The 22,838-nt window shown below is 59.5% G+C and carries 20 protein-coding genes and 1 riboswitch; of the genes, 4 read left to right on the top strand and 16 right to left on the bottom strand.

The features are described from left to right. Positions 1 to 487, top strand: a 487-nt coding sequence (locus AC5E6N_RS11985) for an elongation factor 1-alpha C-terminal domain-related protein (RefSeq protein ID WP_491748032.1), incomplete at its 5' end; no start/stop codon positions are given. 15 nt (positions 488 to 502) lie between these two features. Here AC5E6N_RS11985 and AC5E6N_RS11990 read toward each other — a convergent pair. The 13 genes from AC5E6N_RS11990 to AC5E6N_RS12050 form a co-directional block, all read right to left on the bottom strand. After that, positions 503 to 2,146: an ankyrin repeat domain-containing protein gene (locus AC5E6N_RS11990; RefSeq protein ID WP_491748033.1), complete on the bottom strand. Its 1,644-nt coding sequence runs from the start codon at positions 2,144 to 2,146 to the stop codon at positions 503 to 505. A gap of 358 nt (positions 2,147 to 2,504) precedes the next feature. Then, the gene (locus tag AC5E6N_RS11995; protein WP_491748034.1) at positions 2,505 to 3,149 is read right to left on the bottom strand and encodes a hypothetical protein; all 645 of its coding nucleotides are present in this window, start codon (positions 3,147 to 3,149) and stop codon (positions 2,505 to 2,507) included. A 272-nt stretch (positions 3,150 to 3,421) separates the two neighbouring features. Continuing rightward, positions 3,422 to 3,937, bottom strand: coding sequence for a DUF934 domain-containing protein (locus AC5E6N_RS12000; protein WP_491748035.1), 516 nt, complete (start codon positions 3,935 to 3,937; stop codon positions 3,422 to 3,424). Between the two features lie 15 nt (positions 3,938 to 3,952). Then, positions 3,953 to 5,623 carry a nitrite/sulfite reductase gene (locus tag AC5E6N_RS12005; protein ID WP_491748036.1) on the bottom strand — a complete coding sequence of 557 codons (1,671 nt, stop codon included), beginning with the start codon at positions 5,621 to 5,623 and terminating at the stop codon, positions 3,953 to 3,955. Positions 5,624 to 5,668: 45 nt separating this feature from the next. Next, positions 5,669 to 5,983 carry a DUF2849 domain-containing protein gene (locus tag AC5E6N_RS12010; protein WP_491748037.1) on the bottom strand — a complete coding sequence of 105 codons (315 nt, stop codon included), beginning with the start codon at positions 5,981 to 5,983 and terminating at the stop codon, positions 5,669 to 5,671. Between the two features lie 22 nt (positions 5,984 to 6,005). Further along, the gene (cysG, locus tag AC5E6N_RS12015) at positions 6,006 to 7,433 is read right to left on the bottom strand and encodes a siroheme synthase CysG (RefSeq protein WP_491748038.1); all 1,428 of its coding nucleotides are present in this window, start codon (positions 7,431 to 7,433) and stop codon (positions 6,006 to 6,008) included. A 187-nt stretch (positions 7,434 to 7,620) separates the two neighbouring features. Further along, complete coding sequence (locus tag AC5E6N_RS12020; protein ID WP_491748039.1) at positions 7,621 to 7,836, bottom strand: hypothetical protein; 216 nt, start codon at positions 7,834 to 7,836, stop codon at positions 7,621 to 7,623. A gap of 4 nt (positions 7,837 to 7,840) precedes the next feature. Then, on the bottom strand, positions 7,841 to 8,293 hold the full coding sequence (locus AC5E6N_RS12025; protein WP_491748040.1) for a hypothetical protein: 453 nt from the start codon (positions 8,291 to 8,293) through the stop codon (positions 7,841 to 7,843). Between the two features lie 4 nt (positions 8,294 to 8,297). Further along, complete coding sequence (locus AC5E6N_RS12030; RefSeq protein WP_491748041.1) at positions 8,298 to 9,536, bottom strand: agmatinase family protein; 1,239 nt, start codon at positions 9,534 to 9,536, stop codon at positions 8,298 to 8,300. A 4-nt stretch (positions 9,537 to 9,540) separates the two neighbouring features. After that, positions 9,541 to 10,338 carry an ABC transporter ATP-binding protein gene (locus tag AC5E6N_RS12035; RefSeq protein ID WP_491748042.1) on the bottom strand — a complete coding sequence of 266 codons (798 nt, stop codon included), beginning with the start codon at positions 10,336 to 10,338 and terminating at the stop codon, positions 9,541 to 9,543. After that, positions 10,335 to 11,156, bottom strand: a complete 822-nt coding sequence (locus AC5E6N_RS12040; protein ID WP_491748043.1) for an ABC transporter permease — start codon at positions 11,154 to 11,156, stop codon at positions 10,335 to 10,337. Before AC5E6N_RS12040 ends, AC5E6N_RS12035 begins: the two co-directional genes overlap by 4 nt. Positions 11,157 to 11,210: 54 nt before the next feature. Then, positions 11,211 to 12,281 carry a putative urea ABC transporter substrate-binding protein gene (locus AC5E6N_RS12045; protein ID WP_491748044.1) on the bottom strand — a complete coding sequence of 357 codons (1,071 nt, stop codon included), beginning with the start codon at positions 12,279 to 12,281 and terminating at the stop codon, positions 11,211 to 11,213. Between the two features lie 117 nt (positions 12,282 to 12,398). Beyond that, positions 12,399 to 12,510, bottom strand: a riboswitch (guanidine-I (ykkC/yxkD leader). Positions 12,511 to 12,704: 194 nt separating this feature from the next. Beyond that, complete coding sequence (locus tag AC5E6N_RS12050; protein ID WP_491748045.1) at positions 12,705 to 13,700, bottom strand: hypothetical protein; 996 nt, start codon at positions 13,698 to 13,700, stop codon at positions 12,705 to 12,707. A 1,235-nt stretch (positions 13,701 to 14,935) separates the two neighbouring features. Between AC5E6N_RS12050 and AC5E6N_RS12055 the strand changes: the two genes are divergently transcribed. From AC5E6N_RS12055 to AC5E6N_RS12065, 3 genes are all read left to right on the top strand, one after another. Then, positions 14,936 to 16,537 (top strand): bifunctional metallophosphatase/5'-nucleotidase, encoded by a 1,602-nt coding sequence (locus AC5E6N_RS12055; protein WP_491748046.1) that lies wholly within the window; start codon positions 14,936 to 14,938, stop codon positions 16,535 to 16,537. 145 nt (positions 16,538 to 16,682) lie between these two features. Then, complete coding sequence (locus AC5E6N_RS12060) at positions 16,683 to 16,886, top strand: hypothetical protein (protein WP_491748047.1); 204 nt, start codon at positions 16,683 to 16,685, stop codon at positions 16,884 to 16,886. Between the two features lie 18 nt (positions 16,887 to 16,904). Further along, on the top strand, positions 16,905 to 17,567 hold the full coding sequence (locus tag AC5E6N_RS12065) for a CPBP family intramembrane glutamic endopeptidase (RefSeq protein ID WP_491748048.1): 663 nt from the start codon (positions 16,905 to 16,907) through the stop codon (positions 17,565 to 17,567). Here AC5E6N_RS12065 and AC5E6N_RS12070 read toward each other — a convergent pair whose 3' ends face one another. Genes AC5E6N_RS12070 through AC5E6N_RS12080 form a run of 3 tightly spaced genes read right to left on the bottom strand, consistent with a single transcriptional unit; the run spans position 17,568 to position 22,315 of the window. After that, positions 17,568 to 19,064, bottom strand: a complete 1,497-nt coding sequence (locus AC5E6N_RS12070; RefSeq protein WP_491748049.1) for a SpoVR family protein — start codon at positions 19,062 to 19,064, stop codon at positions 17,568 to 17,570. Beyond that, the gene (locus tag AC5E6N_RS12075; RefSeq protein WP_491748050.1) at positions 19,054 to 20,376 is read right to left on the bottom strand and encodes a YeaH/YhbH family protein; all 1,323 of its coding nucleotides are present in this window, start codon (positions 20,374 to 20,376) and stop codon (positions 19,054 to 19,056) included. The genes AC5E6N_RS12070 and AC5E6N_RS12075 overlap by 11 nt, the downstream gene beginning before the upstream one ends. Positions 20,377 to 20,380: 4 nt before the next feature. Next, on the bottom strand, positions 20,381 to 22,315 hold the full coding sequence (locus tag AC5E6N_RS12080; protein WP_491748051.1) for a PrkA family serine protein kinase: 1,935 nt from the start codon (positions 22,313 to 22,315) through the stop codon (positions 20,381 to 20,383). Positions 22,316 to 22,838: the final 523 nt, after the last annotated feature.

Consider the following 22,838-nt stretch of genomic DNA (forward strand, 5'->3'; position numbering starts at 1 on the left):
ACAGGCCTTCGAGGCCAAGCTCGTCGCCCTGTCGGCCGATGCCGTCGCCGCCGGCAAACGGTACTGGCTGAAATCGTCCAGCCGCCGCCAAAGGGTACAGGTGCGGCCGAAAACCCGGCTCGATCTTCAAACCGGGCTTTGGGACGAGGCGGAAAGCCTGCCGCTGAACGCCATCGGCACGGTGCATCTCGACTTCGACGAGGCGGCGATGTTCGACGCCTATGAGACCAACCGCAACACCGGCGCCTTCATCCTGATCGATCCGGACACGAACAACACCGTTGCCGGCGGAATGATCGTTGAACGCACGATCCGGGTCGACGGGATCGACACGGACCGGCGGCGTGATCACGTGCTTCTGTCGCTACCCGACGATCTCGCCGAACAGCTGATGTCAAGCGAAGCCTTCTCGGCATTGCGCGATCATGTCGAGATCCGCCGCGTGAGCGTTGAAAAGGCCGCGGCGGTGCTCAAGCAAATCGACTGAGCCGGCTATACGCAGCTATGTTGAAGCCACGGCCTGGTGCTCGAGCAGGAATGTCGTGACGTCTTCGGAAAAACGCTTGCGCGCGCCGGCGACCACAACGCGATCCGGATTTTCCGGATCGCGCAATGCGCCCGGCATCCCGTAATCGAGAAGCGCTTCGGCGCAGGCCACCCAGTCGCCATCTTCGACGGGCCGGTTCATGGAGGCCCAGCTCAAAGTGCCGCACACATTGTCGTCATAGCCATGTTCCTCGGTCCAGGATGCGCCGTGCGCGAGCAGGTGCCGCGCAAGCGGTCCGTTGCCTCGGAAGACGGCGTGGTTCAGAGCGCTCGCATTCCAGTCTCCGCCGCGAACATCGACCGGCCAGCCAAGATCGGCCATCAGTGCGACCGGTCCGTCGCAGCCCGCTTCGGCGAGTTCCGGAAGCAGTTTGAGCTGCGCTTCGCCGAGCATCTTCGGCAAATCCGGGTGCCGTGCCTGTATGCGCCTTGCGGCATCCTCATCGCCGCTGGCGCATGCGGCGACAAAGAGCTCCTCATCGCCAAGACCATCCGTAACGCCTGCGCGCTCTAGGACCTCGGCAACATCGGGGAGGCCATATCGCATGGACTGCGTATAGGCGCTTATGCCGTCCTGCGTCCTTGCCGCAGGATCAACGCCAGCCGCGAGCAGCGCTTCGATATGGGCCGCCGAGCGCCGCCGACGGATGGCCCGGAACAACAGCTTGCCTTCCTTCAATTCTGCCGCGCCGGCCGCGTGGGACAACAGCAGCCTGAGGGTTTCAAGGTCGTCCCGGTCCAGCGCGCGATAGAGCGCACCCGTTCCGGTCACGACGGCGCCGGCTTCAAGCAGAAGGCGTGTGCAGGCCGGCGCGTCCAGCGAATGGTAGAGCGACTCCTTGTCGTTCGGATCGGCGCCGGCGGCGAGCAATCGGTATGTCAGGTCCGGATCGTGGTTCACGCCGGCCGCGCCGTAGAGCGCCGAAAGCATATGATCCCGCGAAGGCGCCTCGACGGATGCCGGCGGCCATCGATTGCCGACCGCCTGATTGGGATCGGCGCCGGCGACAAGCAGCAGGTCCACCGTCTGATGAAGCCGGTCACGGTAATCCGTCACGCGCAGCAGGCTTGACTGGGTCGTGGCAACGAGCGGCGGCAGATTGAGCGGGCCGCCCGGCCGGTTGACCCAGGAGGGATCCGCCTCCGTCTTGCGTCGGACAAGGGCGACGGATCCGATCGCGCAGGCGATCCACGGATTCTTTTCAACCGCTTCCTTAAGCTCCGCCCGGTCCGCAAGCAGCCGTGCCGCCGCGTTCGGTTGGGGACGGTCCATGCCGCCGGCGATGTCTCCGGCATAGACAAGCCTGCAAAAGGCTGTCGCAAGCGCGTCCGGGTCGGTGTCCTGGGCCCTGCGGACGTCGACATAGGTCTTCAAGTCGGCCCAGGACAAGAAGCCGTATTCGCGGGCGATGCATGACTGCGTGTCATGCAGCCTGAGGTCAAGGCGTGCGACTGTCCGGCGATTTCGGCCTGCGGCTGCCGGCAGGGCCTCGGCGATGCGTGCCATGGCGTCGGGCGCGCCGTTCCTGAAATCCGCAAGCAGCTCTTTTGCCTGACGCTTGAGGTGAGCGATGTCGGGCCGGTTCGGTAGTGATTTCATGATATCCTCCGTGCATCTGATACCGAAGACCCGCAACTCGGCTGCACAAAGGCTGAAAAAGATATGGTTTCTGCTACAAGTGGGTTCTACCCTTCCCGCGGGTCCGGAGGCGGCTTGACCGCAGGGCAGACCCTATTTGGATGGGCGCACCGTGTCAAACGTTCCCGCCAGTGGCGGGAGGCCACCGATCGTCACAGATATTCGTGTTTTGTTATCCTTTGTGGGGAATTGCACTCGCCGAACGGTTTTTCGGCCAGATCATCGCCAATATGCTTCGGGACTTACCGCTTGAAAGCGTCACCGTGAAGTTCGCGCCGGCAAGCTCATCAAGACGGAAAAGTGCTGATCTTTGAGTGCGTTAATGAACAAGCACTGTTGGCGGACGTGCCGGGTTCGTCTGTTGAGGGGCGGTGTTGTCCGCCTGTCCGTCAGTGAGCGGCTGATAGTGCTTGTCGTGCCGAACCGAGGTTTGAGAGTACCTGCGACTTGTTGGGGCGGGGCCGTGGCCGCGGCATTCGGGATAAAGACGATGAAGGATCATGCCTGTGACCCCATAGGCCAGTCTGTCGCGTGTCAGTTCTGGCCCAAAGAAGGTTTCGAAGTCCCGTGAAAAGATTTTCAGGAAGTTCTCCTCCGGGTCATCGATCAGTCTGAAGCGATATGCGCTGAATGTGCTTTGCCCCACGAATATGGCGCTACCTCTAACACCGCTGCGACCGAAAAACGCAAAGCCAACGGGCTGAACGTGATTGTAGTGTGTCAGAGTGACTTTTAGATCATAGGTGGGCAGGTCCGCCGGAACTCTTGCCATGCATTGTCTCGACGCAAGATCCAAACGTCTCTCAAGGGCATGGGCCATCTGTGCGCTGCCGGGATCGCCTGAAGGCGTCACGGTGACCTCGCCGATACGAAAACGAGGTTCCTTTGCGGCATGGTCAGAGCTTGTATTGCAGCCTGCCACAAAAAGCGCTGTTGCAATCACCATCAGTGTTTTGCGCATCATTGGATTGGTCCATTCATTTCAGCCCGTTTTCTATCTATGCGAGAATTCTTAACGGAATCTGACTCATCATGATCAATGACAGCCGATCTGAACGTTATTTGTTTGCTCATAGTGCCGATCTATGAGGCCGGAGCCGAAAAGGAAGCCTTCGACAAGGACGGCATTTCAATCCCCTATCCGCATCAGGTGGAAATTCGCAAGGAAGCATAAAAAAGCCGCCGGTGGTCCGGCGGCAGGCTTTGGGAGTCTTCAACAAGAGACTGTCCGGTGGCTCACGCGCCGCCGATGCTGCGCCAGGCGTAGGAACCCGTGGAGCGCGAGGGTACGGCGGCGGGCTGATAGTAGCTGTCGATGCCCGGCAGGCGGCGCTCGGTGAGGCGCTTGATGGCCGTCTCGTTGGTGACGGTGAAACTGTCGATGCCACAGCGCAGCATCAACGGGACCTGATCGATCAGCACATCGCCGATGGCGCGCAGTTCGCCGCCGAAGCTCAGGCGGTCGCGCAGCAGCGAGGCCTGCGAATAGGCGCGCCCGTCATTGAAGGCCGGAAAGGTCACGGCAATCAGCCCGAGCCGGCCCAGATGCGGTTCAAGCAGGCCGACGTCGTCGGCCGGCCCGATCACCACGCCGGTGCTTTCCGGCCGGCGGTCTTCGTCGTCCAGTTCCAGATAGCGTTCGAGCGGCAGAAGCAGCCTGGCGTTCGCATCGGCGGTTTCGCCTTCCTCGGCAACCCGCCAGGGATCGTCCGCGACAAAGCCGTCTTTTTTCCAGAGTTTTGTCTCGCTCATCAACTTGTCCTTGGGTCAGGCCGCCTTGGAGGTTTCGCCGTAGAGTGCTTCCTTGAACGGCGCGGGGCCGACGCGGCGGTAGGCCTCGAGGAAGGTCTCCTTCGGGTTCTCGCGCAGTCCGAGATAGGTTTCGACAACGGTTTCCACCGCATCGGTCACCTTTTCCGGCTCGAAGCCGCGACCGATGATCTGGCCGATGGAGGTGTTTTCGTCGCCCGATCCGCCGAGCGTGATCTGGTAGAGCTCGGCGCCCTTCTTCTCGACGCCGAGAATGCCGATATGGCCCACATGGTGGTGGCCGCAGGCGTTGATGCAGCCGGAAATCTTGATCTTCAGGTCTCCGATCTCCTGCTGCCGTTCAAGCGAGCCGAAGCGTTCGGAAATCTCCTGCGCGACCGGGATCGAACGGGCATTGGCGAGGGCGCAGTAATCGAGCCCCGGGCAGGCGATGATGTCGGTGACGAGGCCGGCATTCGCCGTTGCCAGTCCGGCTTTCAGCAGTGCCCGGTAGACATGTTCGAGATCCGCCAGGGCGACATGCGGCAGCACAAGGTTCTGTTCGTGCGAGACGCGAATCTCGTCATGGCCGAATTTTTCGGCGAGATCGGCAACGATCTCCATCTGGCTGTCGCTGGCATCGCCCGGAATGCCGCCGATGGGTTTCAGCGAAATCGTGACGACACCGTAATCGGGGTGGCGGTGCGGCGTGACGTTCTGGTGTACCCAGGCCGCAAAACCCGCATCGGACTTCTTGGCGCCGGCGATCTGCGCCCAGCCCTCGGGCCGGTCCTGCAATTCGGGCGGCGCGAAGTAGCTGGCGATCGCGGCGAGATCGTCCGCCGGAAGCTTGAGCTCGGTGATCTTGAGCTTTTCCCATTCGGCCTCGACCTGGCGGGTGAATTCTTCTTCGCCGGTCTCGTGCACGAGGATCTTGATGCGGGCCTTGTATTTATTGTCGCGCCGTCCATGGAGGTTGTAAACCCGCATGATGGCGGTCGTGTAGGACAACAGATCGGCTTCGGGCAGGAAGTCGCGGATTTTCTTCGCGATCATCGGGGTGCGACCCTGGCCGCCGCCGACATAGACGGCAAAACCCAGTTCGCCCGCGTCGTTGCGTTTCAGATGCAGGCCGATGTCGTGCACCTGGATGGCCGCCCGGTCGCGCTCCGCGCCGGTGACGGCGATCTTGAACTTGCGCGGCAGGAACGAATATTCCGGATGATTGGACGACCACTGGCGCAGGATCTCCGCATAGGGACGCGGGTCCGCGACCTCGTCGGCCGCCGCGCCGGCAAAATGGTCGGCGGACACGTTCCGGATGCAGTTGCCGGAGGTCTGGATGGCGTGCATCTCAACCTCGGCCAACTCATCCAGAATGGCGGGCGTGTCCGAAAGCTTCGGCCAGTTGTATTGAATGTTCTGGCGTGTGGTGAAGTGGCCGTAGCCCTTGTCATAGTCGCGGGCGATGCGCGCGAGCCGACGCATCTGGCGGCTGTTGAGGGTGCCATAGGGAATGGCGACGCGCAGCATATAGGCGTGGAGTTGCAGATAGACGCCGTTCATCAGGCGCAGCGGCTTGAACGCCGTCTCGTCGATCTCGCCGGAAAGGCGGCGCTCGACCTGGTCGCGATATTGTCCGACGCGCTGGCGAACAAAACCGTGGTCGAACTCATCATAGCGATACATTGGCTACTCCTGCGGAACGGATCCGTGTTGTCTGGCTGGTTCTTTTCAGGCGGCGGTCGCCGGTTTGAAATCGGCCTGCTTGCCGAGATCCGTGCGGATTGTCGGGCCGGCGGCGCGGATACGCTCGCGCAGGCGGACGGGATAGATGTCGCCTTCGACCTCTTCGACATCGATCAGGTCGACATCGACGACGAGATTGTCGTTGAAGGCGGACTTTCCGGCGTCCGAGAGTGCATCGGCAGCTTCCTGATGGCGCGCGATCAAGGCGTTGTCGATGTTCTCAAGCCATTGACCATTGGCTCCGAGCCACACGGCGATGCCGTCTGCGAGGCGATTGGCTGTCAGTACCTTGTTCATCACAAACATCCTCCTGCTTGCGCCGTCAGGCAGCGGCGATTTGTTTCGTTGCCGCCGACAATGGCGTGGAATGGTTGAAATTGGCGCCGGCGACCGCATCGCCGATGATCACCATGACCGGCCCCGACAGGCGGTCCAGGCGTTCGATGGCCGGCAGTTCCTTCAGCGTGCAGTGCATGAGCGTGCGGTCGGACCTGCTGGCGTTTTCGACAATCGCTACGGCGGTATCGCTGGCCAGACCGGAGGCAATCAGCCTTTCGGCGACCGATGCCGCGACGGTGCGGCCCATATAGACGGCGACCGTCGCGCCGGATACGGCAAGCCGGGCCCAGTCGGGAAGAACCTTGCCTTTCAGGTCGTGCCCGGTGGTGAAAACCAGGGACGATGAAACACCGCGCAATGTCAGCGGCAGCTCGAAATCGGCTGCGGCGGCAAAGGCGGAGGTGATGCCGGGTACGATTTCATAGGCAATGCCGGCATCGCGCAGCGCCGACATTTCCTCAGCCGCCCGGCCGTAAACCAGCGGGTCGCCGGATTTGAGGCGCACCACGCGCTTGCCGTTTTCAGCGAGTTCGACAATCAGCGTATTGATTTCTGCTTGCGACTTGGAATGGCAGCCCTTGCGCTTGCCGACCGAAATCCGCTCGGCATCGCGCCGGCCCATATCGACAATGGTTTCGGGCACGAGTGCGTCATAGAGGATGACGTCGGCTTCCATGAGGACACGCTGGGCACGCAGGGTCAGAAGGTCCTCGGCGCCGGGGCCGGCCCCGACGAGCCAGACATGGCCTTCGGCCTTGCCGGTGTGGTGGAGGAGCGTGTCGGCCCTCTTGCGCGCGGCGGCCAGATCACCTGATTCGACATCGTCGCGGACGCGGCCGGAGAAGAAGCGCCGCCAGAACTGGCGGCGTGTCGCGCCGCGCGGCAGGGTCTTGTCGACGGCGCCGCGATAGCTCTCGGCCAGGCCGGCAAGGGCGCCGAGCGACGGCGACAGCATCTGATCGACCCGCGCGCGGATCATCTGCGCGAGCACCGGGCCGGCGCCTTCCGTGCCGATGGCCACGGCAACCGGTGCGCGGTTGACGAGCGCCGGCGTCAGGAAGTCGCAATAATCGGGCTGGTCCACCGCATTGGCCGGGATTTTGACAGCCCGGGCATCGCTGACGATGCGGGCATCAAGCTCCGGCTCGCCCGTCGCGGCAAACACCAGTGTCGCATGGACGAGATGTGCGGGATCATAGGCTTTGGCGACCAATGCCACGGCATTCCTGCGCAGATAATCGGCGAAAGCCTCCTCGGGGCGGTCGGCATAAACCGTAATAGTCGCCCGCGTATTGGCGAGCAGACGGGTTTTGGCAAAGGCTTCGTCGCCATTGCCGAATATGGCGACCTTTTTGCCTGCCACATTGAAGAAGGCAGGAAAGGTCGAAAGTCTGCGCTTGCCGTGTGTCATCGTATCCCTGAAGGCGCAATTGTCCTGTTGCAGGGAATTTTCCTTGAACGGGCGGCGCAATTGAAGAAATGCTTTTCTTCGAAGGTCCGCGGGACGGCATTTTTTTACCCGCGCCGGGTTTTGGCGCGGATCAATTGCCTAACGGCCGATGAAAGAGTCCAAGGCCGCTGCCGAGCCTCGCAACGGCCTATCTGCGCGTGCGATTGCGGCGGGCGGTGCGGCGGCGTATCAGGACCAGCCCGCAAGCGGCGACAGCCGCGACCATCATGAGTACATGAAACGGCGACGACAGAAGGTGTGCAACCAGCTCGAATGGCGGTATCTCAGCGTGTGAACCCGGGTGGGCGAGGGCGGGCGTCGCGGCGCCCGTCAGCAGTGCCGATGCGATGATGCGGTAAACCATTGATCTATCCTTTTGCGTTTTCGATGAGGCGGTCTTCCAGCAGGCTGATCAGATCGATATCCAGCCTGTTTGTCAGCGAGACATAGGTGAAGGTCATGTTTTCCCGGTGGGAGACCATGTTGCCCGGGAACGGCATGTAGACGAGTTCGCGCGAGGCGAAGGCCGGGGAGGCCGTTCCGATCTGCCAGTTGGAGGCAATGGACGCATCGACGAGGTTCATGGTGAGGCCGTCGGCGCCCGGCCTTTGAAAGTCTATGCCGGCGATGCGCAGATAGGAGGTCTTGTCCTCCGCCGCGCGAAACCCGTCGATGAAATTGGCGGCGAGCATCTGCAGTTCTTCCTGCCGCTCGAGCCCGTGTGAGCCGTTGACATGGGAATGCAGATGATCCGCCGCGTGATGATGATTGTGACCCGGGCCGTGGTGATGATCGTGGGTATGATGATGGTGATGGCTCATCGGTTCACTCCACATCCGGGCCGGCGGGTATGGAGACCGGCTTGTCGATGATCGCCCGGTGCGCGCCCATCCTGCCGTGCGAGACCAGCGTGCCGAGCACGTCGACGATCACACGGGTCGCGAGCAGGGCGGTGATGTCCGACGTGTCGTAGGGCGGAGACACCTCGACGACCTCGAGGCCGCAAATGCCCTCTGCCGCGACCAGCGACACCAGTTCCAGCGCCTCGCGCGGCAGGAAACCGCCCGGTTCCGGCCAGCCGGTGCCGGGCACGAAGCCGCAATCGACACTGTCGATGTCGAAGGAGATATAGACCGCGTCCGCATCCTTCCAGGCAAGTTCCAGCGCCCGGGCGGCGGTCTCGGGGAGCCCCAGTTCCTCGACGTCGCGCATGGTGAAGATGTTGGTGTTGCGCTTGCGGGCGATCTCGACGCCCTCGCGCGGCACCTGCCATCCGCCGATGCCGATCTGGACGAGATTGACGGCTGGGACATTCACCAGATCGGTTGCGTGGAACCAGGGCGTGGTGTGCATGCGCTCGTCGAGATCCTTTTCCTGGATGTCGATATGGCGATCGAAATGGACGATGCCGATCCGCCTGGAGGTGCATTCGGCAATGCCGCGCACGCAGGGAAAGCCGATGGAGTGGTCGCCGCCAATCATAATCGGCAGCGCTCCGGACGAAACGACGTGGCTTACCGCGCGGGTGATCTGGTCGAAGGTCTTTTCGATATTGGCGGGAATGGTGAAGACATCGCCGACATCGCACAGGGTCATCTCCTCGCGCAGATCGACGCCCATTTCGTAATTGTAGGGCGTGTAGAGCGCCGATATCTTGCGTACGCCCTGGGGGCCGAAGCGGGTGCCGGGACGGTAGGTCGTTCCGCCGTCGAAGGGGATGCCGATCACCGCCGCATCATAGGCGCCGACCTTCGTCACGTCCTCGATATAGGGTGCCTTCAGGAAGGTGTTGATGCCGGCATAATGCGGCAGCTCGCCGCGCGCGAAGGTCGGAATGGACTTGTCCTCCAGGCAGTCCGAGCCGGTGAGCCCCATGCGCAGGGCCCATTGTTTTTCCTTTTCCCAGGCCTTGGTGGGAAGCGTTCCTTCCTTTTCGGCGGCCTTCCAGCCGCGCAACTGCAGCTTGTCGAAATCCGGATGATGCCGCTTTTGCGGCGGTCCGGAAAACCGCGAGCCGAAAACCCGGCGTTCACGAATGAGACCGTTGGCAAAGATGTCCTTCATGCCCTTACTCCTGTGTATGCATGTGGCCCGCGCGTTTCAGTTCCTCCAGGGTTTCGGGAGGGTGTGTTTGACCGGAACGCGTCAGAGGCAGGTCGTAGGTGACGGTGGCGCCGTAGGCGTCGGGCGCCTGCGGATCGTGACGGATCTTGTCGAAGACAAGGAGGCGTGTGCCCAGCTTGAAGGCCTCGTGGATGTCGTGGGTGACCATGAATACCGTCATCGACATCTCCTCCCAAAGGCCGAGAAGCAGATCGTGCATATCCGCGCGGATGCCGGGGTCCAGCGCGCCGAAAGGCTCGTCGAGCAGCAGGACCCTGGGGCGCTTGACGAGCGCCTGCGCGATGGCGAGGCGTTGCTGCATGCCGCCGGAAAGCTGCGCCGGATATTTGCGGTGCGCTGACGAGAGCCCGATCTTTTCAAGTGTGTCGCGGGCGGCGTCGCGGGCCTCTTTCCGGGCGGTTCCGAAGGTCCGGCCGAGAAGCCTGGACGCGGTGAATTCGTGGCCAAGGATCAGATTGTCCTCGACGGTCAAATGCGGGAAAACCGAATAGCGCTGGAAGACGATGCCGCGATCGGGCGTCGGCTCGTCCGGCAGGTCGCTGCCGTCGATTTCGATCGTGCCGCGCGTCGGCGGTTCCTGGGACAAAAGCATCCGCAGGAATGTCGACTTGCCGCAGCCGGACGCACCGACCACGGTGCAGAACGCGCCGTCCTCGATGTCGAGGTTCAGGCGCTCCAGGACCGGTGCGCCATCATAGTATTTCGACACGTTCCGAACGGCGATCTTGGGCGGCGCGCTCACAGGCTTTCACCCCCCAGGTGATGCCAGGGAAAGGCGCGTTTCGAGATCATCAGAAGCAGGCGGTCGATGATGAACGCAAGCAGCGTGATCCACAGCACATAGGGCAGGATCACATCCATCGCCAGATAACGGCGCACCAGGAAGATGCGGTAACCGAGGCCCGAGGTCGAGGCGATGGCCTCTGCGGAAATCAGGAAGATCCATGCCGGCACGAGCCCGAGCCGGATGGCCGTGATCAGCCTCGGCAGGATTTGCGGCAGCACAATGCGCGAGACCATCTGCATGACGCCGGCGCCCAGCGTTTCCGCCTTGATGATCAATTCGCGCGGTATATCCATCACGGCCTGCGCCGTCGCGCGGATCATGACCGGGGCGGTGCCGACGACGATCAGCATCACCTTGGAGAGTTCGCCAAGGCCGAAGGTGATGAACAGGATCGGCAGGATGGTGATCGGCGGAATGAGCGAGAAGGTGGCGATATAGGGCGCGAGGGTGGCGCGGATATGGGGAATGAAGCCGATCAGGATGCCGAAGATGAGCGCCAGAGTCGTTGCGAGGCCGATCCCGGTTCCGAGGCGCATCAGGCTGTCAATCGTGTCGGACCACAGGAGCAGGTCGCCGCTGCGCCTGTCCGGGACGAAAGCCATCCGCCAGAAGGTGCTGCCCATCTGCTCGAGCGACGGCAGCAGCTTGTCGGCGGGATTGTCCAGACGCCGGTAATGGCTGGCGACGGCGTAGGCGATCGCGGTCGCGATGAAGGGCACGATTGCCAGGGCGATGCCGGTTGCGCGGGACGGCTTTCGGTTGATGATCCGCATGGGTGGCCTCTTCAACGCCCGCCCGGTTCAGCCGGACGAGCGCATCCTTCCGGCTTAGAGGTCGCCGCTGGCGGCCAGGGCCATATAGGTCGTGTCGAAGCGCAGCTTCACATTCGCCTCGTCGCCGTAGATCGAGCCGTCGGGGAACAGAACCCCGACAAATTCCGGACTTGGCGCGCCCTCGCCGAGAACGCCGTTCTCGAACAGGAATTCCGCCACGAATTTGGAGGTCTTGGCGAGTTCCGGCGAACTGGCGAACGCCACCGCCTCGGCGGGCGTGTAAAACATCTTGGTGGTGGCAAGCTGCGCGTCATAGCCGGCAAGATCCGTGCCGGAGGCCTCGGCCATCGCCGTGCGCGCCGCCTTCCCCTCATCGCTGTCGGACGACATGATCGCCATCAGCTCATACCAAGCGCCGGTCAACGCCTTGCCGAAATCCGGATTGTCGTTCAGCGTCTGCGTGTTGACCATCATGATGTCGATGATCTCGCCGGGGATGGATGCGCTGTCGAAGACCTTGTTGGCGCCCGGCTGCGCATCGATCTCAGACAGCAGCGGGTTCCATGTGACCACCGCCGTGACGTCATCGGTGGCATAGGCGGCGATCATGTCGGCGTCCGACGTGTTGACGACGGTGATGTCCCGCTCCTTCAGTCCGACGCTGGCGAGCGCGCGGGCAAGAAGATAGTGGGAGACGGAAAGCTCGACGAGATTGACGTTCTGCCCCTTGATCTCGGCGAGATCGGTCTTGTCCTTGAGGATAACGCCGTCATTGCCGTTGGAATAGTCGCCGACGATGAGCGCCGTGGTGTCGACACCGCCGCCGGCCGGAATGGACAGGGCATCCATATTGGTCATGGAGCAGCCGTCATATTCGCCGGCGGTGTACTGGTTGATGGATTCCACATAATCGTTGATCTGCACGATATCGACGGCGATGCCGTATTTGTCGGCCCATTTCTTCATGATACCGGAATCCTGGAGATATCCCCACGGCATCCAGCCCACATAGATCGACCAGCAGACCTTGAAATCGGTCTTTTCAGCAGCCAGCACGGGCGCCGAAACGGTGGGTGCCGCGAGGAGCGCGGCAAGGCTAAGGACCTTTATTGTGTTCCTGAACATGATCGTACGCCTTCCTGCATTTTCCTGCATTTGCGCCGGCTTTTGGAGCCGGCTTGCCAAGAATGAGGTCTGACGCACACACCGGGAGAGGGTTTGCGCGCGCAAACCTGTGCAGTTGTCTCCCGGGTTTTTTTCCCGCCGTGTCACCGGCTAACTCTTCCGCCGGCTTGCCCCTCTCGGACCAGCATTCCGCCTTGAGGACGGAACCGGAACCCTAGGGGCGCTGCACGACAATCACTTTGCAAGCTCCGTGCCAAACCGGGAATCCGGTTGGCCCATGGAGCGTGGCATATGCCATTTTGTAAATGAATTCAGGATGTTCTATTTATTGGAGGCAACGAACCCCGTCGTTGTTCAGTCGCAATGATACAGTGCAAAAATATTGGGCAGTGGCGCGTTTTTGATCAATTTGCCGTCATTTGCTCAGGGATCGAACCGGTCGGGCCGTGGTCGTGCAATATCGTGGAGGCGCGTCGCGCCTTTGACCCGCGGTACCTTGCCGCCCATCAGAAAGCGGAGTTCCCTGGCTGAGAACGGGTTGTCCTTCGAACTGATCGCGGAGAGGTCTCCGGACAGCAGGCGGTGCATGTTCGGTTTCAGGGGAAGCGGCGGCCTTTTCCGATTCAGGCCGGCGATGTCTGGTTTGGCGGACTTGAAATCGCTTCGCTTGTCATCCTGCGGCTCGGGAAACGTTTCCGGATCGAAATTCAGGGTCGGGGCGCGACTCCCGTCCTCATAGACGAATCCCTTTCCCGTGAACCAGTCGCGTGTCGGAAATTGCGCTTCATCGACTGTGAGCTCGATTTCCGCACCGTCGATTTCAACCTTCGGGTTGACTTCCCAGTGTTTCGGACTGGTCACAGCAGCCGGGAAAAGCTCCAGCTTGCCGTCTTCCAGCAGGATGGTCTTGTCGTTTGCGCGGAAAGCATATTCTCTGTTCAGCTTATATGTCTTTGTGAACTTCTCGAAGCTCATCGCTCGGTTGCGCCTCGGCCTGGCGTAAAGATCGTAGGCCTTGCGGATACCTTCGTCTGCCGACCTGATCTTCCAGTTGCTTATCTGGTCGAACCCTGGCCCGTCGAAGGAGTGCGCTATCACAGCGCGAGACAACCGCACGACATCCTTCCATTCGCCGCCATTTTGTCCGACATAATTGCCGATCCTGATGCCGATCGCGTTGTTCCACATATCGAGGCCGTTGTCGGCGCCATTATCTCTCTCGCTTTCATGTTTGTTCAGCGCGCGCAGAGCAATCTGCGTCCCAAAAAGCCTGGTGAGCTCCGCCGACAGAAGTATGTGGCGATAGGCATCGGCAGCGCCCCCGTTTTGTCGGCCCGGTAGCTGCGAGGCTATCGTTTCACTGATGATTTTCTTTATGTAGCGATCAAAGAGTTTACTATTAATCTTTTTGAGACTCACGTATTATTTTCCTCTTGTTTGAAAATTTTCCGCTTTTCCAATATAATTAAAGAAATAAACAAAACTATAAAATTAGCAGTAATTCTTTCGCTGTTGAAATCCCAAAATATATAAGATTCGTATATAAAAATGACGAATAATGATATTATCAGAAAAAACAGATTAAATATTACAAAAATAAAAAATATAATATAATGAAATATATTTATTCGAAATATAAATGAGATTGAAAATGTAATATTAATAAGAAAATTTATATCTAGAATTTTTTCCAGAAGTTCGTATCTTTCCGGATATCTGACTCGATCAACACCTGATAAGAGTAACGGAACGTCAAAGTTGTACCAATATGAAACCCACGACAGAAAGAAGAGGGTTGCGCATAGGAGCCATATGGTTCGTCTGCTCGCGATTGCCTGTTTGGACTCCTGTGATTTCATCGATGCGTCCCGCAAATCAGTTGCGCATTTGTATTGATCATGGCGTTAGTTTTCGCTCGTCATTTGTTGGTTTGATTGCCGTGTGTCGGTCGACCCTGAACATATTTCAGTTCAATTCGTGCGCCGCAATTTTGCGGTTCTCGATCGATAAAATGCATTCAGCGGGATCATTGAAATCAGACAGATTAAAGTCAGGGTGAACCTGAACTCATTTTCATGCCAATGCCACACCGCACTTTCTACAAAAAATACGCTGAACATGATCGCTGAATTTAATATATTTAAAATAAAAGAACTCAAGAATGCATATTTATAGTATTTTGAACGCGTTATAATTGATATAAATACAAAAAAAGCGGTAGATATATATATGGAAAAATATATCTCTAAAAAACGAGGGGTATAATAATTTACATGCTCGAACCTATATAGAGCGTACAATATCTTGCTGTTCTCCCAGTACGCCAAAAAAGAGACAGCCAAAAAGCATATTGCGGGCACCCATAAAGGTATTATGCGCGGATATGCTTCGTCTGCAGCTCTCAAGGTTCCAGGTGTCCTGTCAAATCTCGCAATTGATGCCATTGTCTGTGCTCGCCAAACGGGCGCTTTTCTGACTTGCACGCAATTATGTTCTTTTTTTGTTCCAATAACAATCCCATTGAGCCGGTTTTTTGACGCCGACGGTTTCGAGCAGGCGATGATTACAAAAGCATCATAACTTCAAACTGGCGTTCGGGAATGGGCTCGGTTAGCATTCCGGCATAAAGATCAAAAAATACGGAGGCCCCCACAATGAAACTCTCCCGGCTCTTGTTCGCCAGCTCGGTCCTTGCCCTTGCGGCCGGACCGGCGCTTGCCGACTACACGCTGAACGTCATCCATATCAACGACCTGCACAGCCGCATCGAATCGATCAACAAATATGATTCCACCTGCAAGGCTGAAGACGAAACGGAAGGCAAATGCTTCGGCGGCGTCGCCCGCGTTGCAACCAAGATCAACGAGCTGCGCGACGCGGTGAAGGCCGCAGGCGGCAATGTCATCGTGCTCGACGCGGGCGATCAGTTCCAGGGTTCGCTCTTTTATACGACCTATAAGGGCGAAGCCGCCGCCGAGTTCATGAATACGATCGGCTTTGACGCCATGGCCGTCGGCAACCACGAGTTCGACGACGGACCGGAAGGGCTCTCCAATTTCCTCGACAATGCCAAGCTGCCCGTCATATCGGGCAATACCGATGTTTCGGAAAACGGCCTGCTCAACGGCCGCGTGCCCGAGCACACGGTGCTTGATGTTGGCGGCGAGAAAATCGGCATCGTCTCGGTTCTCGCGACGGATACGGACGAGACATCGTCTCCAGGCCCGAACGTCACGTTCGAGGACGAGATCGAGCATCTGAAGAAGAAGGTTGCCGAACTCGAGGCCGGGGGCATCAACAAGATCATTGCGCTCACCCATGTCGGGCTCAACCGCGACAAGGAAATCGCCGCCGCCGTGCCCGGCCTCGATGCGATTGTCGGCGGGCATTCCCACACGCTGCTTTCCAACAGCGTCGAGGGCGCGCCGTCCTATCCGACCATGATCAAGGGCCCGGACGGCAAGGATGTGCCCATCGTCCAGGCCTATGCCTATTCGAAATATGTCGGCGACTTGAAACTGACCTTCGATGACGCCGGCAATGTCACCGCGGCGACCGGTGATACGATCCTGCTCGATTCGTCCGTCGAACCGGATGCGGCGATCCTTGCCCGGGTCAAGGATCTCGGCGGGCCGATCGAGAGCCTGAAGGCCAAGGTCGTGGCGCAGGCCGACGATGTGATTGTCGGCGACCGTGCGGTGTGCCGCGCCGAGGAATGCTCGATGGGCAATCTGGTGACCGACGCCATGCTCGACCGGGTCAGGAACCAGGGCATTCAGATCGCCTTCCAGAATGGCGGCGGGCTTCGCGCCTCGATCGACAAGGGCGAGATTACGATGGGCGAGGTGCTGACCGTGCTGCCGTTCCAGAACACGCTTTCGACCTTCCAGATCAAGGGGCAGGGGCTCATTGACGCGCTGGAAAACGGTGTCAGCCAGGTTGAGGACGGGGCAGGGCGCTTCCCGCAGGTCGCGGGCATGAAGTTCACCTGGGACCCGGCGGCCGAACCCGGCAAACGGATCGTCAATGTGATGGTCGCGGGTGACGGCGGTTATGAGCCGATCGACCCGAGCAAGGTCTATGGCGTGGCGACCAACAACTATGTCCGCAATGGCGGCGACGGTTACAAGATGTTCAAGACCGATGCGATGAACGCCTATGATTACGGACCGGGCCTTGAAGTCGTGGTGGCTGACTATCTGGCTGCAGGAGGGTCCTATAAGCCCGAGGTCACAGACCGCATCACCAAGAAATAGGAACGGCGCGTTTCCGTTTCCAAAAGGCCCCGCCGATAAGGATCGTGCGGGGCCTTTACCCGCATAGCCGCATTGATCCGGGTCAAACAACTTCCGATGGTTCTGTGCTATCACTCGATCAACCGAACAACGAGGGTGCCGCCCGATGGCTTTTGAAGATCTGATCACGCGGATCAATATGCTTTTTGTCGAGATGGAAAACCAGCCGGAGGACGCGGCCGAGTTGCTGGAGCAGATCCGTCTGGAACTCAACCGGCTGCGCGCCACCGGCCAGCCTCTGCCCGAGGATCTGGTCAAGCTGGAAGAGCGGCTTGAGCAGGAGTTCGGTGCCGGAAAGAAGGACGGCTGACGGAAAGCTCGTTCCCACATGCGAACCGGGCGGGGCCTGTCCGTCACGATTGAGGCGGCCGTTCTTCTCGTTGCGCCTTTGCTGCTATTGGCGTTGCCGATGCAGCAAGCCCGGTTTCTGGCGCTTTATGTTCTCGCCGGCTATTGCGTGTGGCGGCTTGTGCGCAGTGGTCATGCGGCGACCTATCTAAGCTTCAACTGGGCCGCTTGCCGCAAAGCCCTGCCGGGCATTCTGCTTCGTGCAGCCATTGCATGGGTCATCGTCGCCGCCTTTGTGCTCCTGCTTTATCCGGGCCGCTTCCTTTGTTTTGCCTCCAGCAGGCCCTTGCTGTTGCTTGGCATTATCGCCGGATATTCCGTCGCATCGGTTATCCCGCAGGAGATCGCGTTTCGCAGTTATGCGCGGTTTCGTTTCGATGCGCTCGGATGGAGGCTGCTTCCGGCCGTGTTGACATCGGCCGCGCTGTTCGGCTGGGTGCACATCATTTTCGGTTCGTGGTTGTCGGTGCTCCTGGCGTTTTTTGCCGGCATTTCATTTTATCTCACCTACTACCGGACCCGCTCGCTGGTCGCCGTTTGGCTCGAGCACAGCCTCTTTGGCGCGGCGGTTTTCACATTCGGCCTCGATCAGTTGTTCTATCAGGGTCCGTTTTTTGAACGGTTCGTGCCGGCATGCGGCTGATCAGCCTGCCACTTCCTCCAGCTTGACCTCGAAACCCCACAGGCGTTCCAGGTGCTCGATCGTTGCAATCTTCTGGTCCTCGTCGAGCGGTACGCCGTTGCGTCTGGTGTGCTGGAGTTTCAATTGCCGGTCGCCCAGAAGGTCGACATCGACGACCTGGATATAGGGCTCCAGTGTCGAAAGATCGTGGTTCTGGGCGAAGACCTCGCGTACCTTGCGGAAGCCGCGTTCGTCGTGAATGCCGGTCACCGTATAAAACGGATCGTCGGCCTTGTCGGTGATCGCGAACATGCGGAACTGGCGGATGACGGTCGGGCTCAAAAACTGCTGGATGAAGGATTCGTCGCGATAGTTGGCCCAGGCTTCCTTCAAAACGTTCTTCCAGTCCTTGGCTCCGGCAATGTCGGGGAACCATTCGTGATCTTCCTGCGCCGGTTCCTCGCAGATGCGCTTGATGTCGCGCATCATGGCAAAGCCGAGCGCATAGGGATTGATCCCGCTGAAGCGCGGGTCGTCGAAATCGGGCTGGAACAGGACGTTGGTGTGGCTGTGCAGGATCTCCAGCAAAGCCCCGTCGGTCAGCAATCCCTTATTGTGCAGCGCGTTGACGATGTGGAAATGGACGAAGGTCGCGCAGCCCTCATTCATCAGCTTTGTCTGCTTCTGCGGGTAAAAATATTGCCCGATATTGCGGACGATGCGCAGCACCTCACGCTGCCAGGGTTTCAAGACCGGGCTGTAGTGCTCGAGGAAATGGAGCAGGTTTTCTTCCGGCAGATGGAGTTCGCGCTTGCGCTCGCGGATATCGGCGTCGGCGCCGCCCGCATTGCCGGAGCCCGGTGCGGTGTTCCAAAGATAGCTGACGGTGCGCTCTTCGTGTTCGCGCCTTTCCTTGCGGCGCTCCCGCTCTTCGCGCAGCGACGGCTGGCGTGGCCTGCGGTAGCGGAAAACGCCGTGCGGCATCAATGCGTGGGCGGCGTCGATTATACGCTCGACTTCGGCGACGCCGTGCCGCTCCTCGCACCGGCCGATGAAGCCGCGGGCATATTCCAGATAATCGAGAATACCGGCCGCATCCGTCCATTGCTGGAACAGGTGGTTGTTCTTGAAGAAATGATTGTGCCCGAATGCGGCATGCGCCATGACCAGCGTCTGCATGGCCATGGTGTTTTCTTCCATGCAATAGCTGATGCAGGGGTCCGAGTTGATGACGATTTCATAGGCAAGACCCATCGCGCCCTTGCGGTAGTGGACCTCGTTGCTGACAAATTGCTTGCCGAAGGACCAGTGCCGGTACATCAGCGGCATGCCGATCGAGGAATAGGCGTCGAGCATCTGTTCGGAGGAGATGATCTCGATCTGGTTGGTATAGGTGTCGAGTTTCAAATCCCTGCGCGCGATCTGTTCGATCGCGTCATAGGTCCGGCGCAGCGTGTCGAATGTCCAATCCGCGCCGTCAAAAAGCGGCTTCTTCCTGCGGGCCGTTCTAGCTGCCATTGGCGTCCACCGGTTTCTTGGCAAAAAGCTCCCGGAAAACCGGGTAGATATCGGCCGGCCGGGCAATGCGTTTCATGGCGAAGTTCGGCCATCGGCCGGCGACGCGGCGATATTCGCGCCACAACTCGATGCCGTTCTCCTCGCTGTTGAGGAATTCGGCCTCGGCCTCCTCGACGATTTCGACATAGGCAAAATACTGGCAGTTGCGCATCAGATCCTCGTTGAGGATCTCGACGCATTTTTTCGAGTCGCCCGAATAGTTCTCGCCGTCGGAGGCCTGGGCGATATAGATGTTCCACTCGGACGGCGGATAGCGTTCCTCGATCAGCCGCCGCGCCTCGACCAGCGCCGTGCTGACCACAGTGCCGCCGGTTTCGCGGGCGTAGAAAAACGTCTCCTCATCCACTTCCTGGGCATTATGTGTGTGGCGCACGAAGACAAGGTCGATGGATTTGTAGCGCCTGCTCAAGAACAGGTGGAGCAGGACGAAGAACCGCTTGGCGAGGTCCTTTTCGCGTTCACCCATGGAGGCCGATACATCCATAAGGCAGAACATGACGGCGCGTTCGCGCGGCTCGGGACGCTGTTCGAAATAGTTGTAGCGCACGTCCAGCGGATCGATATAGGAAATGACCTTCTGCCGCCGCAGCAGGTCCTCGAGCAGATCGTGCAGCCCCGACAGTTCTCCGCGCTGCTTCTTGGTCGGACGCGACACCTTCTCGAGCCGGAATATCTCCTCGCGCAGCGCCTTGATTTCCTCGCCCTTCGGACGCTTGAGGGCGAGGCGGCGGCCGAGGGCGTTGCGCATGGTGCGCTCGACATTGATGTTTGAGGGCGAGCCTGTGACCGAGAAGCCGGCGCGGTGCGGTCTGGTCACCTCGATCTGCTTGAGGCCGCGTTTGACGAGGTTGGGCAGTTCCATGTCCTCGAAGAAGATATCGAGGAACTCGTCGCGCGACAGGACAAACAGGAACTCGTCCTCGCCTTCGCCGCTGTCGGACCCCTGTTTGCCGCTTTCCCCGGCCCCGCCGGCGGGCGGTTTCTTGATCTTGTCACCGGCCTGGAAGGACTTGTTGCCGCTGGACACGTAGTCCCTGCTGCCGGCCTTGCGCGAATGGCGGAAATTCGGTTCGGCAATGCTGTCGGCCGGCACGACAACCTGCTCGCCGCGGTCGGCATCGGCGATTTCGCGGGTGCGCACCGCCTCGTCGACGGCTTTCTTGACATGGTTGCGCACGCGCTTCAAAAACCGCCGCCTGTTGCCTAGGCTCTTGTCCTTCGGGTTCAGGCGCCGGTCGACAAAATGTCCCATGTGGCTAGCCCGCCTTGTTGACCCGCATGTACCACTCGACCAGCCGTCGAACCTGCCGCCTGGTGTAGCCGCGCTCGATCATGCGCTCGACAAATTCATGGTGTTTGGCGTCGGCTTCCTTGTCGCGCTTGGCACCGAAACTGATGACCGGCAGCAGGTCCTCGACCTGGCCGAACATGCGCTTCTCGATGACGCGGCGCAGCTTCTTGTATTTGCGCCAGTCGGGGTTCTTGCCCTGGTTCTCGGCCCGGGCGCGTAGCACGAATTTCACCACCTCGTTGCGGAAGTCCTTCGGATTGGTGATGCCGGCCGGCTTTTCGATCTTCGCCAGTTCCTGATCGAGGATCTCGCGGTCGAACATCTGTCCGGTGTCCGGATCCTTGTAGTCATGTTCCTCGATCCAGGCATCCGCGTAGGCGATGTAGCGGTCGAAGAGGTTCTGGCCGTAGTCGGAATAGGATTCCAGATAGGCCTTCTGGATCTCGTGGCCGATGAACTCGGCGTAGCGCGGCATCAGGTCGGCCTTGAGGAATTCCAGGTAGCGGCCCTCGATCTCGTCGCTGAACTGCTCGCGCTTGATCGCCTGCTCGAGCACGTACATCAGGTGGACCGGGTCGGCGGCGATCTCTTCGGTATCGTGATTGAAGGTCTCGGACAGCACCTTGAAGGCAAAGCGGGTCGATGTGCCCGTCATGCCCTCGTCCACACCGGCGACATCGCGATATTCCTGCAGCGATTTCGCGTTGGGATCGGTGTCCTTCAGCGTCTCGCCATCATAGATGCGCAGCTTGGAATGCAGGGTCGAGTTCTCGTGATCGTGCAAGCGTGTCAAGACGCTGAACCGCGCCATGATGTCGAGCGTCTCCGGCGCGCATTTGGCGTCCCGCAGGGCGCTGCCGCCGAGCAGTTTCTTGTAGATCGACGCTTCCTCGGTGGCGCTCAGGCAATAGGGCACCTTGACCACCGATATGCGGTCCAGGAAGGCTTCGTTGTTCTTGTTGTTGCGGAACTGCTGCCACTCGGCCTCGTTGGAGTGGGCGACGATGATGCCGTGATAGGGGAACGCGCCGATGTTTTCCGTGCCGACATAGGAGCCTTCCTGCGTGGCCGTCAGCAACGGATGCAGCACCTTGATCGGGGCCTTGAACATCTCGACGAATTCCAACAGGCCCTGCGTGGTGCGGTTGAGGCCGCCGGAGTAGCTGTAGGCGTCCGGATCGTTCTGGCTCAGATGTTCCAGCTTGCGGATATCGAGCTTGCCGACAAGGGAGGAGACGTCCTGGTTGTTCTCGTCGCCCGGCTCGGTCTTGGCGACGCCGATCTGCCGCAGTTTTGACGGGTAGAGCTTGACGATGGAGAATTTCGAGATGTCGCCGTCATATTCATCGAGCCGCTTGACCGCCCAGGGCGATATCAGGCCGGTGAGAAGGCGTCGCGGTATGTTGTATTTTTCTTCGAGCAGATCGCTCATCCGGTCGGGACTGAACAGGCCCATGGGCGATTCGAAGACCGGGCTGATCTCATCGCCGGCTTTGAGCACGTAGATGGGCTCGTGCTCCATCAGCCGCTTGAGGATCTCCGCGACGGTCGATTTGCCGCCGCCGACCGGGCCGAGCAGGTAGAGGATCTGTTTGCGTTCCTCGAGGCCTTGCGATGCATGACGGAAGAAGCCGACGATGCGCTCGATCGTCTCTTCCATGCCGTAGAGTTCGGCAAAGGCGGGATATCGTTTTATGGTCCGGTTGAGAAACAAACGGCTCAGTCGTTGATCCTGACTGGTGTCGATCAGTTCGGGTTCGCCGATTGCTGTGATCATTCTTTCGGCTGCGCTCGCGCACATCGCCGGGTCGTCGCGGCAGGCCAGCAAATAGTCCTGCAAAGTCATCTCTTCCACCTTGGTTCTGTCATAAACCTCGGAATGCAGAGAAAACACGTCCATGATCCTCGTCCTTTCCTAGTGCCTTTGTCGTCTCCCTAAGTTGTCGCCCTGGTCTTTCTATTAATTGGTGCCTGTCATCGCATTTTTCGAATCAACTCGTGTTCAAAACACAGTGCAGTCCAACGCACGCGGCGCCGGGGCATTTTTGCCTGACCAGGGAACCGTTGAATTCACTTGCCCACCCACATGTCGACGGTTCGTCAAGGGCAACATGATTCGATTTGGAGTATAGCACAGCCAAGTCAATTCCTGCTGTGCGTAATGGCTTGAAAAAAGCGCCGCAGGAGGGCAATAGACCCCGACTGCGGCAATAATGACATACCCGGTTACTGCGCAGAGCAGCCGGAATTCAGTTCAGTTTGCTGGAAATCGATGGTGGGCGGTACTGGGATTGAACCAGTGACCCCTACAATGTCAAAAACCGCCGTACGTATCCTTTTTGCTGAAGGCGTCATTCGATACAGACGCCTAGTGTCTCTGCACAGTGATTTTGACGTTTTGCTGTAGGTTTTTCATCGCAGAA

This window comes from Hoeflea sp. (assembly GCF_984452065.1).

Excerpts from the sequence above, each read along its gene's own strand:
- AC5E6N_RS11990 (WP_491748033.1), bottom strand. The coding sequence starts at position 2,146 with ATGAAATCACTACCGAACCGGCCCGACATCGCTCACCTCAAGCGTCAG.
- AC5E6N_RS11995 (WP_491748034.1), bottom strand. The coding sequence starts at position 3,149 with ATGATGCGCAAAACACTGATGGTGATTGCAACAGCGCTTTTTGTGGCA.
- AC5E6N_RS12000 (WP_491748035.1), bottom strand. The coding sequence starts at position 3,937 with ATGAGCGAGACAAAACTCTGGAAAAAAGACGGCTTTGTCGCGGACGAT.
- AC5E6N_RS12005 (WP_491748036.1), bottom strand. The coding sequence starts at position 5,623 with ATGTATCGCTATGATGAGTTCGACCACGGTTTTGTTCGCCAGCGCGTC.
- cysG (WP_491748038.1), bottom strand. The coding sequence starts at position 7,433 with ATGACACACGGCAAGCGCAGACTTTCGACCTTTCCTGCCTTCTTCAAT.
- AC5E6N_RS12020 (WP_491748039.1), bottom strand. The coding sequence starts at position 7,836 with ATGGTTTACCGCATCATCGCATCGGCACTGCTGACGGGCGCCGCGACG.
- AC5E6N_RS12025 (WP_491748040.1), bottom strand. The coding sequence starts at position 8,293 with ATGAGCCATCACCATCATCATACCCACGATCATCACCACGGCCCGGGT.
- AC5E6N_RS12030 (WP_491748041.1), bottom strand. The coding sequence starts at position 9,536 with ATGAAGGACATCTTTGCCAACGGTCTCATTCGTGAACGCCGGGTTTTC.
- AC5E6N_RS12040 (WP_491748043.1), bottom strand. The coding sequence starts at position 11,156 with ATGCGGATCATCAACCGAAAGCCGTCCCGCGCAACCGGCATCGCCCTG.
- AC5E6N_RS12045 (WP_491748044.1), bottom strand. The coding sequence starts at position 12,281 with ATGTTCAGGAACACAATAAAGGTCCTTAGCCTTGCCGCGCTCCTCGCG.
- AC5E6N_RS12055 (WP_491748046.1), top strand. The coding sequence starts at position 14,936 with ATGAAACTCTCCCGGCTCTTGTTCGCCAGCTCGGTCCTTGCCCTTGCG.
- AC5E6N_RS12060 (WP_491748047.1), top strand. The coding sequence starts at position 16,683 with ATGGCTTTTGAAGATCTGATCACGCGGATCAATATGCTTTTTGTCGAG.
- AC5E6N_RS12065 (WP_491748048.1), top strand. The coding sequence starts at position 16,905 with ATGCGAACCGGGCGGGGCCTGTCCGTCACGATTGAGGCGGCCGTTCTT.
- AC5E6N_RS12070 (WP_491748049.1), bottom strand. The coding sequence starts at position 19,064 with ATGGCAGCTAGAACGGCCCGCAGGAAGAAGCCGCTTTTTGACGGCGCG.
- AC5E6N_RS12075 (WP_491748050.1), bottom strand. The coding sequence starts at position 20,376 with ATGGGACATTTTGTCGACCGGCGCCTGAACCCGAAGGACAAGAGCCTA.
- AC5E6N_RS12080 (WP_491748051.1), bottom strand. The coding sequence starts at position 22,315 with ATGGACGTGTTTTCTCTGCATTCCGAGGTTTATGACAGAACCAAGGTG.